We start from the raw sequence: 14,050 nt of genomic DNA, 5'->3' as shown, positions 1-14,050 counted from the left end.
CTTTGTAAACTTTTTATTAAAGAGAATTCATTTTAAATGGTTCTCTTTAATAAATCTAGCTATTTTGTTTTTACACGGACACTACTTCGTCCTCATCCAAGAGTTCTTCTTGTCGTAGTCTTAACAAAATTTGAGCGACAGCAACGGTATCTTTTTCGCAGTAAATGACAATACGATCTATGTCTTTTTCTTCATAATATACTTGTCGTACCTGACTCCCATCGATATCATCTTTTGGAGAAGGGATTCCTAATATATTGGTAAGCAATTTTAATGATGTATAGTGTTTATAGTCTCCGAATTTCCATAAATCCAAGGTGTCTAAATGTGGGACCTCCCACGGTTTTTTACCGAAAAGATTAAGTTTAAATGGCAGACTGATATTGTGGATAATCATTCTCCTGGCTATATAAGGAAAATCAAATTCTTTACCGTTATGAGCGCATAATAAATGATGTGGTTGGTTAAAATGAGTTTCTAACAGGTTTTTAAAATCTATCAACAGTTGTTTCTCTTCCCCAAAAAAAGAAGTAGTTCTAAAAGATCTTGTTTCTCCTTTAAACGTGAAATATCCCACAGATATACACACAATTTTTCCAAATTCTGCCCAGATACCAGCTCGATCATAAAACTCCTCCGGAGAAAATTCTTCTTTGCGCTGATATTTCGTTTTATCAGCCCATAGATATTTCATTTCATCCGTGAGGTTATCAAAATTCTCCTGCTCCGGGACTGTTTCTATATCCAAAAACAGGATATGTTCTAAATTAATTTTATGAAGCATTCTCTAACATTTTATAAGCTTCTTCGATATACACAAAGAAATCTTCACTAAACGAACCTTGTGGCCCTCCTCTATGATGTCCTAAACGTACAATAATCACATCATCCTCTGGAATACTAATTACGTATTGCCCTAAAATACCTCTCATTACAAAAATCTTTTTATCCAAATGATCGGATAACCAAAACCCATATCCGTACATGTCATCATTCTCAAAACGTTTTTGGGTAGCAAGTTTCGTAAATTCTTCTGGTAATATCTGCTTTCCGGCAAATTTTCCACCGTTTTTAAATAGTACTCCAAAACGAGCGAAGTCTCTTGCGTTACTAGCGATACAACAATAAGACTTTTCCATCCCATTTTCGTCACTATCTACCTGCCATAAAGCATCTTGCTCCATTCCCATTGGTTTCCAGAAACTCTCACTAAGATATTTTGACAATGTTTTACCGGTTGCTTTTTCAATTACCATTCCTAATAATTGTGTGTTTCCACTTAAATATCTAAACTCTTTTCCGGGTTGATCCACAAAATCTAATCCCTTCATTACTTCTCTCAGATCAGGATCATAATAGGCTCTTGCTGTAATTGAAAACGGACTGGTGTAGTGTTCTGTCCAGTTTAATCCCGATGCCATAGATGAGAGATCCCCAACTGTTACTTTAGCAGCTAACCCAGTAGAAAAGGTAGGTAAAAAATCTCCAATAGGTTGGTCAAGACTTTTAATATATCCATCCATAATAGCTTTCCCTAATAAAGCCGTAGTGATACTTTTTGCCATAGAAAAAGAATTCGTTTTGGATTCAGTTCCATAACCCTCAGCATAGTTTTCGTACCAAATACTATCATTCTTGATAATCAAAAATGCCACGGTTCCCATAGCTTCGTTAACAGTATTTAGTCTTTCTGTTGGAGCGGCTGTGTTATAATCTTCGTGTAAATTCCATGGAATCGGATTATTCCCTTTTTCTATTGTATGATTATCAAAATATGTATAGTCATCGATGTATGCAGTCGTGTGTCCAGTCATATAAACAACACGCACACCCTTTAGGATATAATCGTAATCAAAAATGTATAATAGAATCACACAAAGTAAAATGAGAACAACAAGGCCTTTCAGAATTTTTTTGATAATTTTCATATACTCTTTTAGAAATTTACCGCTCTAAGGTATGAAAATAAATTTTCGTGAATATCTATCTCCTAAAACAAAGATTGTTGTTTAGAAGGACTTTCGTGATCAAGCAACCATTTTTTACGCCATAACCCTCCGGCATATCCTGTAAGAGAACCATCGCTGCCGATAACGCGATGACAAGGAACTACTATCCACAATGGATTTTTTCCGTTAGCTGACGCCGCAGCACGTATACATTTTGGGTCTCCTAATTGCTTAGCAATATCGAGATAGGTTACTGTTTTGCCGAATGGGATTTTAGAAAGTTCATTCCATACTTTTTTCTGAAAATCTGTACCGGATGGATTTAGCTTAATACTGAAATCAGTACGATCGCCTTTAAAATAGTCTTGTAACTGAATTACTGCTTCTTTTAGCGTATCTGGCATCTCATTTGAAGGTGCTTTTTCAGAATCTTCCGTGATGGAAATTGTTGTAATACCGTTTTCATCTCCAGTAATTGATGCTATGCCCAATGGAGTTTGTATGAAAACAGTTGCTATCATTCTTCAGATTTATCATTAAGAATACCCAGGCGTCTCGCTCTGGCTTCCCAATTTTTTCTAGCTAGGATTTGCATATCAGTTTCGGTATCGCTTTCGTCAACAATTTCTAAACCTAATAGAGTTTCTATCACATCTTCCATGGTAACCAATCCGCTTACAGATCCATATTCGTCTACCACCAAAGCAATATGGTTTTTGGTTTGAATTAATTCATTGAATAAATCTGGAATAGGAAGATTTCTCGTAGTAAAAATAATCGGTCTTTTTATTTCACCCAGCAGCTTATGACCATTTTGATTAGCCATTTCTTTAAATATCTCATCTTTTAATACCTGACCGGTAATATTATCTGCTTTATCTTTATACACAGGTATTCTTGAAAAACGAAGGTTTTGGTTTTCATTAAAAAATTCCTCTACCGTTGTATCTTCGGATGCTAGCTTTAAAACCGTCCTTGGTGTCATTACATCTTTGGTAAATATCTCTTTAAACGTAAGCAAGTTTCTGATTACTTTGGATTCTGATTCTTCAAAAACACCTTCTTCTTCTGCAATATCAGCCATAGCTGTAAAGTCTTCTCTGCTCAAGACAGATCCATGATGACCTTTACCTCCAATTAGTTTTGTGGTCAATTGCAACAGCCATAATATTCCAGTCCATTTTAGTGGCCAGATCAAAACATTTAATGCTTTTGACGTAAAATTAGCTAGCTGTTTCCAGTAAGTTGCTCCAATAGTTTTAGGTATGATTTCTGAAGCTACCAATATTAAAATAGTCATTACAGAAGATACCACACCTACCATTAAATCCTCGGTCATTTCCATTCCGAAGATTTTGCGGGTTTCTGATCCGTACATTTCTGCATAAGCAACTTTTGCCTGTACACCAACCAAAATTGCTCCAACCGTATGCGCTATCGTATTAAGAGTAAGAATTGCTATTAAAGGGCGATCCACATCTTTCTTTAGTTTTTCGATTACATCAGCATATGCCTTTCCTTCCTTTTTCTTTACATTGATGAATGTAGGAGTGATACTAAGCAGTACTGCTTCAAGAATTGAACATAAAAACGAAAAGAAAATAGATACGACTCCGTATACAATTAGTAGTGCCATGGTAGATTATTGAAATGCTAAAATAAAAATTCTTTTTCTACACCATACCATAATTAGTAAAATAGATGTAAATATCAATACCCAAAATTACACTATAAAATAACAGTAATGGACTAATATTTAATATCATTTTGAAAAATTTCGAGTCATTATATTTTAAAAATCCCTGAATTAAAATCTTGAACCCCAACCCTAGACCAATATAAAAGAATACTCTTGAACTGAAATGAAGATGCGGAAATAATAGGTATTTACCAAAGAATAAAACTATTAAACTTATAGTAATCGGAACTGTAGCGTGTGAAAGAATAGCAAATACATCGGAATAAGTTGCTGTGCCTCTTAGCCAACCATTAATCTTGTGTAAAATCAAACTAAATATAGTAGCAATAAAAAGAACAAAACAAATTACAAATAACATATGCAAAAATGGATGAACTATTTTATTATCTAAACTGAAGTTCTTGAAATAGATGATTTGTCCATAAAACAAGAAAAGGAATATACTTTTAATATTGAGTTCTAATGATGTCTGATTATCTAAATATTCTAATACGCTTCTAGTTTGGAATAATATCCTAAAAACTGACTTCATAAATCCAATATTATCACCAACCCACGTACTTGGGTGGTTTGATCTCATTAAGATTTAGATAAACAATAAGCTGTCCTCGATGGTGTGTTACATGATCCTGAAGCAGGTTTAAAATCTGAAGTTTTGATTTTGGCCCTGCAAAAAAATCTACTTCAACAGTTAATGACTCTTCTGGTGTATTCTTTACACAATCATATACTTCTTCGAAAGATTTTTCGAGTAATTTAATCACTTCAATTTTAGAATCAGGAGCCTCTTCTGCAAGCTTCTTTCTGTCAAATTCTTCATCAGAAAAGTATGTAGTACTCAACCATAGCATGTTTCCGCAGATATGGAGCAATTGACTCCTAAAGTCCATCTTTTTTTCTGTCGGAGTATAGGTGTATTTATTTGCAGGCATTGACCTAGCGATTTCTAACAGATACTCTTTAGAGTTATTCCATTTTTCTAAAAATGCTGATTTAGGAGTGCTTTGTTGAGCCATTAATATGCTTGAAAATAGAATGAAAAAGATGAAAATTGGTTTCATTACTTAGCCGTCACTTCATTCATATATAAGGCAATAGCCTCTAATTCTTTGTCTGTAAATTTCTTTAGACGAGCAAAATTTGTTTTCATCACTGCATAATTTTCCGGATCAACAATGGGGTCTTTTTTTTGCCTTAGAAAACCAACGACATCACCATTTTGCTCTTTATAGATTTTCATAATTTCTGTGACACTTGGACCTACTGATTTTTTATCTATTCTATGACATGAATAGCAATTCCCCTTCCCTTTAAACAACTCTTTTCCTAGTTCATATTCTGGTGAGTTTGTTTTTTTCTTTGATCCAATAACAATTTTTTCTTTTTCGGGCTTTTTTTCAGAATTACAGCTTGATATTATAAAAGTAGTACTAATTAATAGTAAGAGTATTTTTTTCATTTGTGTGAATTTATGCGTTAAATAAATTATCAATATCTTTTTTAAATCTTTCTAACAAGTCTTTAGAAAAGCTACTAATTACCTTTTCTTCTTTAGCCCCAATACCATCGGTTGCTTCGGCTATTTTTGTCAAAGCATAGATCATAAAATCATATTCTTCATCCGGTCCGTTATCAGAAAAGACTTCGATAACTCTTTTATATAAAGTTTCGATATCATTGTCATTCTCATTTTCATAATCAAAAGACCATTTTATTTCTTGTCCTTTAGGATGTGCTTTCAGGATTTCTTCGAGCGTATTTACTTCTTCTTTTTGTATGACACCGTCACTCATAGCGATCACATATAATAATTCTCCAAAAGTCTGATACAATCGATCCCTGCTTACCATGTCATTTTCAATTTAAAATTATCCTAAAAGTTTCACTACATCCTTTGCAAAATAACTTGCTATGATATGTGCTCCTGCTCGTTTAAAAGCCATCAACTGTTCCATCATAATTGCATTGTGATCGAGCCAGCCTTTTTCTGCCGCTGCTTTTAGCATTGCATATTCACCACTTACCTGATATACTGCCACTGGTACATCTACTGCATCACGCACGTCACGAACAATATCCAAATATGCCAATCCCGGTTTTACCATTACAATATCTGCTCCTTCTTCTATATCCATCAAGGTTTCTTTGACCGCCTCATCACGGTTGGCAAAATCCATCTGATAAGTCTTTTTATCTCCAAAACCAGGTGCAGAATCCAGTGCATCCCTAAAAGGTCCATAAAATGCAGATGCATACTTAGCACTATAACTCATAATGCCTGTGTTTTTAAAATTTTCTTCTTCTAATAGCTCTCTGATGGCTAAAATTCTACCGTCCATCATATCACTTGGTGCTACAAAATCTGCTCCTGCCTGGGCGTGTGATAACGACATTTTTGCCAATACCTCACAAGTAGAATCATTAACTATATAGCCATCCTGTACAATACCATCGTGACCGTAAGAAGAATAAGGGTCTAGTGCTACATCCGTCATCACCAACATTTCTGGCGCTACTTCTTTTACTGTTTTAATGGCACGTTGCATCAATCCATCCGGATTGAGAGCCTCTGTTCCTTTATTGTCCTTCAGGTTATTGGGTACTTTCACAAAAAGCAATACCGCTTTAAGTCCCATTACCCATAATTCTTTTACTTCATTTTTTAGTAAATCAAGGCTATACCTATAATATCCAGGCATAGAAGCTATCTCCTGCTTTACATTATTACCTTCTACCACAAAAAGCGGCACTAAAAAATCATTAGGGGTGATTGTATGTTCTCTAACTAAAGATCGGATCGACTCTGTGGTTCGTAACCTTCTATTTCTGCGAAGTTGATGCATTAATTTGCTAGTAATTTTATAAGAATCGTAAATATACCAACTTATAACGTAATTTGTATAGGATCAATTTCACAAAATGAAGTCTCGCTTAAGAATATGAGCTTATCATCATATTTATTCTGTTTGATTGTTACAAAATTTAATAGCTTCACCATCAACTATCATTACTCCCAACTTTTCCACATCTTTATTGTAACAATTCTTTTCCCTTGCCGTCTTCTTCATATAGAAATTTAATAAGGCAGGCAACTATTATAGCTCTATGAACGTCTATATAATAGAAGACTAACATTTAAAACAGGACCTATCGGGATCATTCATCAACCTTTCCTCTTCGGGAAGATCAAAAACAAAATCATCACACATGGATTTCAAAAAACTTACACTTACTACTTTCGCTTTCTTATCAGGTCTTTTACTATCTGCGCAAACCATAACTTCTACCGTTGTAGATAAAAAAACAAACGAACCTATTCCATACGCTACTATTCAATATGCAGAAAATGGAGGGGTTATTACAAATGAAGAAGGAAAGTTCAGTTTTATTCTACCTAAAAGCATAACGCCAACAGATTCTATTTATATTTCTTCTTTGGGATATGAGAAATTGGGTGTTCCCTTAAGCATCGTAATGGACAGTATTTTATACATTACGCCTAAGACGGTAGAGCTAAGTAGTGTATTTATATCTAATAAAAATCTTACCATTGATGAAATCATGGATCAAGTAAAAGAAAATATCACTAAAAACTACAGTACCGCCTTATCCCATAAAAAACTATTCATCAGGGAATCTGATTTTAGTAACATTAGCAAGATCAACGTAAAACTAAAGAAATCAACGATTGAAGAGTTTGACAAGGAGTTCATCGATAGTGTGATTTCTATTATACCCCGAAAATCATCATATTACACAGAAACACTTTGTGATCTGTATGGAAATTTTGATAAACAGAAACTGGACATCATTAAAGGTGCAGAACTATATGACAAAAGTAACGATGGTTCTATGAATTCTTTATCAGAACGATTAGAAAACATCCTGAAAAAAAATGTAAAACAGAACTCATACCTTAAGATTAAGTCGGGTTGGATTCCTGGGTTCAAAATACAGGTTGATTCTATTATACAAAACAATCCTGAGGCAGCAGAGGTCAAAAAAGAAATGGAAGATCAAGATAAAAACAAAGAAAACTACTTTTATAAGTACCGTAAATATGCCTTACAAGACTTATTATCTAGTATGTTCTTTCAGGAAGATTCTAAACTCAATTTTATTGATAAATCAGGTCGGTATGAATTTGAGCTTTCAGATTATACTACTATGGACGACAGTAGTGTCTACATCATTAATTTTAAACCAAAAAGAAGAGCCGATTTTAAAGGTACTATATATGTTAACACTCAGGATTTTGCCATAATGAGAGTTGATTATGAAAATGTGAAGAATCTTCAAAATTTCGGTTTACTGGGTATTAGTTTTCACGACACAATGTATAAAGGCAAAACCATCTTTACCAAAGGTAGTGATGGTAAATACAGTGTGCGTTATATAGAAAAAACAAGAGGAAATGTTTTTGGAATAGATCGCCCACTAAAAATCATCGAAAAAAATAAGTTTGTAAAAGGAAGACGCAAGCAAAATGAGCTCTCTTTAGGCCTTGATATAGGAGCTGGAGAAATCAGCAAATATGAAGTAATAGTTTTTGATTCTCAACCGATCACAGAAAGTGAGTATGAGAACAGTAAAGAAAATAAAGCTATCGAACCACAATATTTATCCAAATACGATCCAGAATTCTGGAAAGGATATAACATTATAGAACCTAATACAGCGATAAGACAATTTACTGCTGTTGAAGGGGAGTCTTAGGTATTGTATCCACTTAAGTTTATATATAAATCTCTAGAAATATATTAACTAGTTTCCTCTCCCCATAGGAGAGGATTAAGGTGGTGGTTTTTAATTGTAAAAACACCTAGTCATATAAAGTTATTCATACTTTTCGCCAATCTTTTAGATTCCGGTCTACGCCAAAATGACAATATATTACGTTTTTGATGCTGTCATTCCAGTGTAGACTGGAATCCATTTCAAATGTTAATTTTCTCAACTTTTATTGTGACCATCAAAAGAATTCAAAATAGACACTGTTATAAATCGGTGATTCGCTCGTTTCATTTTTAAGAATATATTACCATAATTGTATCTTTTTTCGTTGTAACTATGTAATAGGTATACAAAAGCTATTTTTTTATCTGTAATTTTACGATCTATTGATTCCTAAAACAATGAATAAAATTATATTACTGACCCTTAGTATATGGGTGATTTCTTTTTCTCTAAGTGCTCAAAAAATTAGTTCCAGAGTGGTTGACAAAAAAACGAATCAACCTATACCTTATGCAACCATACAAATAGGAGAAAATCAAGGTGTTGTAACCAATGAAGAAGGAAGTTTTAGTATCACGCTAGACGAGATACAAACCAAAATAGATTCGATATATATTTCTTCTATGGGCTATGAGAAAGTAGGAGTATCGGTACAAAATATTACTGATAGTATTATCTATATTCAACCAAAGGCTATAGAACTGAAAAGCGTTTTTATCTCCAATAAAAATCTAGATATTGATGATATTATAGATAATGTAGATGATAAAATGGAAGACAATTATAGATCAGATCTTACTAAAAGTAGATTGTTCTTCAGAGAAACCAATCGAAATTATATCAGGAAGATGGACATTGAGTTTAAGAAATCTACTATCGAAGAGATTGATGAAAAATTGATAGATAGTATCTCTAAGGTTATTCCGAAGAATTCAGTCTTTTATGCAGAAGCACTATGTGATTTTTATGGAAATACAGAAAAACAAAAACTAAATATTATAAAAGGTGCTAGATTATATGACAAAAATAATAATGGTTCTATAGAAGGAGTCTTCAAAAAAATGAGTAAAATCTTCAAGGATAATGTAAAGCCTAATTCATATTTAAAAATAAGATCTGGTCTGTTTAGTCAAAAGGTACAAGTTGATTCTATTCTCAGATCTAATCAAGATGCTCAAGATATTGCAGATGGTATCGAAAATCCAAAAGAAAATTTCTTTTTTAAGTCTCGAAAAATGAATCTGAAGAACCTTTTTAACGAAATTCTATACCAATCGGATACCAAACTTAATGTGATCAAAAATTCAGGCAGATATGATTTTGAACGTATAGATTATACCATACTGGATGATGTTGGAGTATATGTGATCAAATTTATACCCAAAAGAAGAGGAGATTTTAAAGGTACATTGTATGTAAACACCGAAGACTTTGCGATAATACGTATAGATTATCAAAATGTAAAACGTTTGCGCAGTTTCAACCTGCTGGGGGTTAGTTTTGAAGAAAACGGATATAGTGGTACTACCATTTTTGAAAAGGGTACAGATGGTAAATATGGGGTGAAGTTTATCGAAAAAGTTACCGAAAACAAATTCGGTGTAGACAGGCCTTTAAGTATCATAGAGAAAAATAAATATGTTGAGGGCAGAAATAAACAAAACCAGTTGTCACTTAAACTGGATGTGATAAGCTCTGCCAAAAACAAATACGAAGTCATTGTTTTTGATACTAAAAACATCACCGAGGCAGAATATAATAGCAGCGTAGAAAATAAAAATGTACAATCCACTTATTTATCCAAATACAATCCTGATTTCTGGAAGGGTTATAATATTATAGAACCAAATACCGCAATCAAACAATTTAAGGCCATTGAGGAGGATCTAGACGAAGAGTAAGTTGTTTTCTCTACAACCTTCGTTAATGATGATAACTCTTAGAAAAGCCATAAAACAAGATGCCTTAAGACTCTCTATTCTTTATCAACAGGTATATATAAAAACATATGCCACAGAAGGAATTACTCACGAATTTGCCAATTTTGTCTATAATAAATTTTCTGTAGAAGCTATTGAAAAAACCATAGAAGAGCACGACGCTGTTATCGTGGCCTGCTACAAAGATAATCCCGTGGGAGTGGCGGAAATTGTATACAATAGCCAATGCCCCATACGAAATGTTACGGCCCCTGAACTTGGTAAATTGTATGTGTTGGATTGGTTTTTTGGAAAAGGAATCGGCTATGGATTGCTTAATGAGGTGGAGAAAGAGTTAATAGATAAAGGATATAAAGAACTATGGCTTTGGGTATATATTAAAAATAAAAGAGCCATTTCTTTTTGTGAGAAACAAAAATTTGAGTGTATTGGCAATGCTTTTTTTCAAATGGAGGTGAACAGCTATGAAAACCATGTGATGCTAAAAACATTATAAATACACCTATAACAGATGATCATTCTATCAGTTTCAAGGTTTTTAGCAAGACTTCAAAATAAAAATCTTCCTGCTCCGGGACAATAGTCGTTTTATAAGCCGTATTCTTAATGACATAATAAGAAGAGGATGTTTTATCCAGATCCTTTTGATGCACAAAAACGATCTTTCGAATAAAATTGTTAATGAGCACCACCTCGTCATAGGTAATCGTACGTCTTATTGTGGGTTGATCACTTTTATATACCAGATAATCTTCTCTAAAACTGATTGATTTTGTTGTTGTTCCCACCTGATGAAACTCAAAAGTAAAATCCTTTGAAGCAAATATTTTATTAATGTTCTCTATAGTAGGTTCTACAGTGCGGGTACAGCTCGCTACACCAATACAAACTAAAAATATTAAAATCCTCTTCATTACTTTACTGTATAAACTTAATATAATAATCTGAATGCGATTAACAGCAGGTCATAGCATAAAAGTTTCAACTCGAGTGTTTTTCACTCTAAAATGTTGAAAATCATATCGAAAATGTTTTTTTGGTATTGAAATACTTGTTTTCGAAACAAAATTCTTAATAGAATTTTGCTCAAACTAACATGTTTAAATTAACCGAACTCTGTTTTTAGGAATACAAAAAAGGTACTGGTTATAAACCAATACCTTTTACATTTTTATAAGAAAACCCAATTAACCTAATTGGTATTATTATATTATTTAGCAGCTAATCTCTTAATAGAATTTTCGAAATCTACATTCTCAAGATTACTGATAAGCAGTCCAATACCACCCGTTCTAGAAGCTACAATATACTCTGCCTGATATTTTTTCTCCATTTTATATCCTTTCAGATATTTTAACTTCACAATTTTAGAAGTTGGAGTAAAGAAAAATCTTCCGTGTATTCTTTTATAGCGAACCTCTTGGCTTAGTGCTTCGTCTTTAAGCTGTCTGCTTAACGCTTCCACTACTGTCGCTGCTCTGTGCTCATCTAATTGATAATAATCGGTTGCATATATAAAGACATAGTTTTCTACGTTTCTTTCATCAACAAACAACTGAAAATCAACATTTTTATCTTCAATTTTCTTCAATTCTTCTAACGCAATCTTTTTAAACTTCGGACTGTCTGTTAGCGAATCTAATCTTACTTTAAATTCTTCAGGGCTTGTCTTTTCATATCCTTTCGTAAGCATAATTGTATTTTTACGAAATTCGATAGTATTCTTTGAAAAGCTGGAGAATTTAGATTTCTGTTTTCCTTCTGTGGTGAAATATTGACATCCACTCAAAAGGATTACAGTTAACAATAGTAGAATTTTTTTCATAGGGTTCTGGGTGTTAATTGGTTAAAAATTTTCTCAATAAGCCCCATAAGTGTGCGCAAGGTAGTAAAAAAAAACATACAACCAACACTTTATCCTAATTTTTGCGCTTTTTAACGATTGTTAATGATCGTTTTACCGTTTTCGAAATACTTTTTGGTAGGATTACACCCACTCAATAGGATCCTTCAATATTTGCAGTAAGCGTGCTTCTTGGGTGCCTGCCTCAGGATGATGATCGTATCGCCATTGTACTTGAGGAGGTAAACTCATCAATATACTCTCAATTCTTCCATTTGTCTTTAATCCAAATAGCGTTCCTTTATCGTGTACCAAATTGAATTCTACATATCTTCCTCGTCGAATTTCTTGCCAATCCTTTTGCACCTTTGTGTAGCTGAGATTTTTTCTTCTTTCTACTATGGGTATATAAGCTTGTAAGAAACTATCGCCCACTTCGGTTACAAAATCATACCAGTTTTGCATAGTCATTGTATCAGATTTCTTACAATAATCAAAAAACAGACCTCCCACTCCACGGCCTTCGCCTCGATGCGCATTATAGAAATATTCATCACACTTTTTCTTATATAAAGGATAAAAACCCTCGTTGTGTTTATCACAAGCTGTTTTACACACCTGATGAAAGTGTTCAGCATCTTCATCGAACAAATAATACGGAGTAAGGTCTTGTCCTCCACCAAACCAGCTATCTACAATAGCACCATAACTGTCATACATCTCAAAATATCTCCAATTTGCGTGAACCGTTGGAACCATTGGATTTTTTGGGTGTAATACCAAAGACAATCCGCAAGCAAAAAAATCTACATCACCAACCTTAAAATAGCTCTGCATTGCTTTGGGTAGTTTTCCATGAACTCCTGAGATATTCACACCGCCTTTTGCAAAAACAGCTCCATTTTCTATCACTCGTGTGCGACCACCCCCGCCTTCGGAACGTTCCCAAATATCTTCTTTGAATTTTGCAAGACCATCAACCGCCTCCAGACCAGACGTAATTGTATCTTGTAAATCTAGTATATATTGGTAAAATTTTTCTTTCATGCTTATATGTTTTCCTTAAAGGTTTCCAAAACCCCATTGGAGTCTTTTACTGCAATTAATCCTTCTTTATTCAATATCTTAACGCTCTCTGTGGATGCGGCTACTACAGAAATTGGCAGTACTATTATAAATCCTATAATAGGAATCAACAGCATTAACATAAATACAATACCGTTGCCTATTGCTGTTCCACGATGTTTCCGAACAAATTGAATACTTTCTTTATACTTAAAATGTCGTTCCATGGTGTAATCCATATTACCGAAACCTATGTAATATGCTTGTATCGCAAAAATCAATATGGTTGCAAAAATTCCTATTACAGGAATTAAACTAAAAATTAGTAAAGGGATAATGAACAATAATTCTCGAAACAGGTTTCTTACATTGATACGAATACCGCGCATCAATTGTTCTCTAAAAGAAGTGTTACGGTGTTGATGCCCACGATGCTGATCTCCCAAAATATATGCCTCTACCTTTTCTGAAACCGGACTCATAAATGGGGCTGACAATGCCATAACAATATGTTTATACAACACTAATCCTAATGCAAGTATTAATAGAATACCAAAACCCTTACTAATAACAGCAAATGTTTCTGATCCCCAATCCCAAACCCAGGCCTTGGCAATAAAACCTCCTAGTGGATCCGATAAAAACCAGGCTGCTGTCATAAAAAGAATTCCAGTTAGAAAACTGATCAGAATTGGGATCGAAAAGTATTTCCACAATCCTAGTTTAGAGATTAAAGCGAAACCCCCAAAATATGCTTTGATACCATTAATGATGTTTTTGATCATAATCTTATGAATTGGTTAACTCCTTATAAGTA

The 14,050-nt window shown here is 33.7% G+C and carries 16 protein-coding genes; 3 read left to right on the top strand and 13 right to left on the bottom strand.

Features of this window, described 5'->3' with window-relative positions:
* Window positions 1-70 precede the first annotated feature (70 nt).
* From ACE94K_RS04445 to hemB, 9 genes are all read right to left on the bottom strand, one after another.
* On the bottom strand, window positions 71-784 hold the full coding sequence (locus ACE94K_RS04445; protein WP_378180500.1) for a 3'-5' exonuclease: 714 nt from the start codon (window positions 782-784) through the stop codon (window positions 71-73).
* Window positions 774-1,928: a serine hydrolase domain-containing protein gene (locus ACE94K_RS04440; protein ID WP_378180497.1), complete on the bottom strand. Its 1,155-nt coding sequence runs from the start codon at window positions 1,926-1,928 to the stop codon at window positions 774-776. Before ACE94K_RS04440 ends, ACE94K_RS04445 begins: the two co-directional genes overlap by 11 nt.
* A 62-nt stretch (window positions 1,929-1,990) precedes the next feature.
* Complete coding sequence (locus ACE94K_RS04435) at window positions 1,991-2,467, bottom strand: methylated-DNA--[protein]-cysteine S-methyltransferase (RefSeq protein ID WP_378184220.1); 477 nt, start codon at window positions 2,465-2,467, stop codon at window positions 1,991-1,993.
* Entirely contained in the window at window positions 2,467-3,585 is a 1,119-nt protein-coding gene (locus ACE94K_RS04430; protein WP_378180494.1) for a CNNM domain-containing protein, read from the bottom strand. The genes ACE94K_RS04435 and ACE94K_RS04430 overlap by 1 nt, the downstream gene beginning before the upstream one ends.
* 37 nt (window positions 3,586-3,622) lie before the next feature.
* Window positions 3,623-4,228, bottom strand: a complete 606-nt coding sequence (locus ACE94K_RS04425) for a hypothetical protein (RefSeq protein WP_378180491.1) — start codon at window positions 4,226-4,228, stop codon at window positions 3,623-3,625.
* Window positions 4,194-4,664 (bottom strand): DinB family protein, encoded by a 471-nt coding sequence (locus tag ACE94K_RS04420; protein WP_378180488.1) that lies wholly within the window; start codon window positions 4,662-4,664, stop codon window positions 4,194-4,196. The genes ACE94K_RS04425 and ACE94K_RS04420 overlap by 35 nt, the downstream gene beginning before the upstream one ends.
* A 44-nt stretch (window positions 4,665-4,708) precedes the next feature.
* Window positions 4,709-5,107, bottom strand: coding sequence for a c-type cytochrome (locus ACE94K_RS04415; protein WP_378180485.1), 399 nt, complete (start codon window positions 5,105-5,107; stop codon window positions 4,709-4,711).
* A gap of 10 nt (window positions 5,108-5,117) precedes the next feature.
* Window positions 5,118-5,498 carry a TerB family tellurite resistance protein gene (locus ACE94K_RS04410; RefSeq protein ID WP_378180482.1) on the bottom strand — a complete coding sequence of 127 codons (381 nt, stop codon included), beginning with the start codon at window positions 5,496-5,498 and terminating at the stop codon, window positions 5,118-5,120.
* An 18-nt stretch (window positions 5,499-5,516) separates the two neighbouring features.
* A complete protein-coding gene (gene hemB, locus ACE94K_RS04405) occupies window positions 5,517-6,491 on the bottom strand; it encodes a porphobilinogen synthase (protein WP_378180479.1) in 975 nt (324 codons plus the stop codon).
* 364 nt (window positions 6,492-6,855) lie between these two features.
* On the opposite strand from hemB, the gene ACE94K_RS04400 reads away from it, so the two are divergent.
* The 3 genes from ACE94K_RS04400 (at window position 6,856) to ACE94K_RS04390 (ending at window position 10,821) form a co-directional block, all read left to right on the top strand.
* On the top strand, window positions 6,856-8,364 hold the full coding sequence (locus ACE94K_RS04400) for a carboxypeptidase-like regulatory domain-containing protein (protein ID WP_378180476.1): 1,509 nt from the start codon (window positions 6,856-6,858) through the stop codon (window positions 8,362-8,364).
* Between the two features lie 419 nt (window positions 8,365-8,783).
* Window positions 8,784-10,286 (top strand): carboxypeptidase-like regulatory domain-containing protein, encoded by a 1,503-nt coding sequence (locus ACE94K_RS04395; RefSeq protein ID WP_378180473.1) that lies wholly within the window; start codon window positions 8,784-8,786, stop codon window positions 10,284-10,286.
* Window positions 10,287-10,311: 25 nt separating this feature from the next.
* The gene (locus ACE94K_RS04390; protein WP_378180471.1) at window positions 10,312-10,821 is read left to right on the top strand and encodes a GNAT family N-acetyltransferase; all 510 of its coding nucleotides are present in this window, start codon (window positions 10,312-10,314) and stop codon (window positions 10,819-10,821) included.
* A 19-nt stretch (window positions 10,822-10,840) separates the two neighbouring features.
* On the opposite strand, the gene ACE94K_RS04385 is transcribed toward ACE94K_RS04390, so the two are convergent.
* The 4 genes from ACE94K_RS04385 to ACE94K_RS04370 all read right to left on the bottom strand — a co-directional run bounded on the left by ACE94K_RS04385 (window position 10,841) and on the right by ACE94K_RS04370 (window position 14,018).
* Window positions 10,841-11,239 (bottom strand): hypothetical protein, encoded by a 399-nt coding sequence (locus ACE94K_RS04385; protein ID WP_378180468.1) that lies wholly within the window; start codon window positions 11,237-11,239, stop codon window positions 10,841-10,843.
* A gap of 296 nt (window positions 11,240-11,535) precedes the next feature.
* Complete coding sequence (locus ACE94K_RS04380; RefSeq protein WP_378180465.1) at window positions 11,536-12,150, bottom strand: hypothetical protein; 615 nt, start codon at window positions 12,148-12,150, stop codon at window positions 11,536-11,538.
* Window positions 12,151-12,312: 162 nt separating this feature from the next.
* A complete protein-coding gene (hemF, locus tag ACE94K_RS04375; protein ID WP_378180462.1) occupies window positions 12,313-13,215 on the bottom strand; it encodes an oxygen-dependent coproporphyrinogen oxidase in 903 nt (300 codons plus the stop codon).
* A 2-nt stretch (window positions 13,216-13,217) separates the two neighbouring features.
* On the bottom strand, window positions 13,218-14,018 hold the full coding sequence (locus tag ACE94K_RS04370) for an EI24 domain-containing protein (RefSeq protein ID WP_378180458.1): 801 nt from the start codon (window positions 14,016-14,018) through the stop codon (window positions 13,218-13,220).
* Between the last annotated feature and the right edge of the window lie 32 nt (window positions 14,019-14,050).

Origin of the sequence: Aquimarina besae (assembly GCF_042434905.1) — a bacterium.
Taxonomy (GTDB): Bacteria; Bacteroidota; Bacteroidia; order Flavobacteriales; family Flavobacteriaceae; genus Aquimarina.
This window is presented reverse-complemented; position numbering and strand designations above follow the sequence as displayed.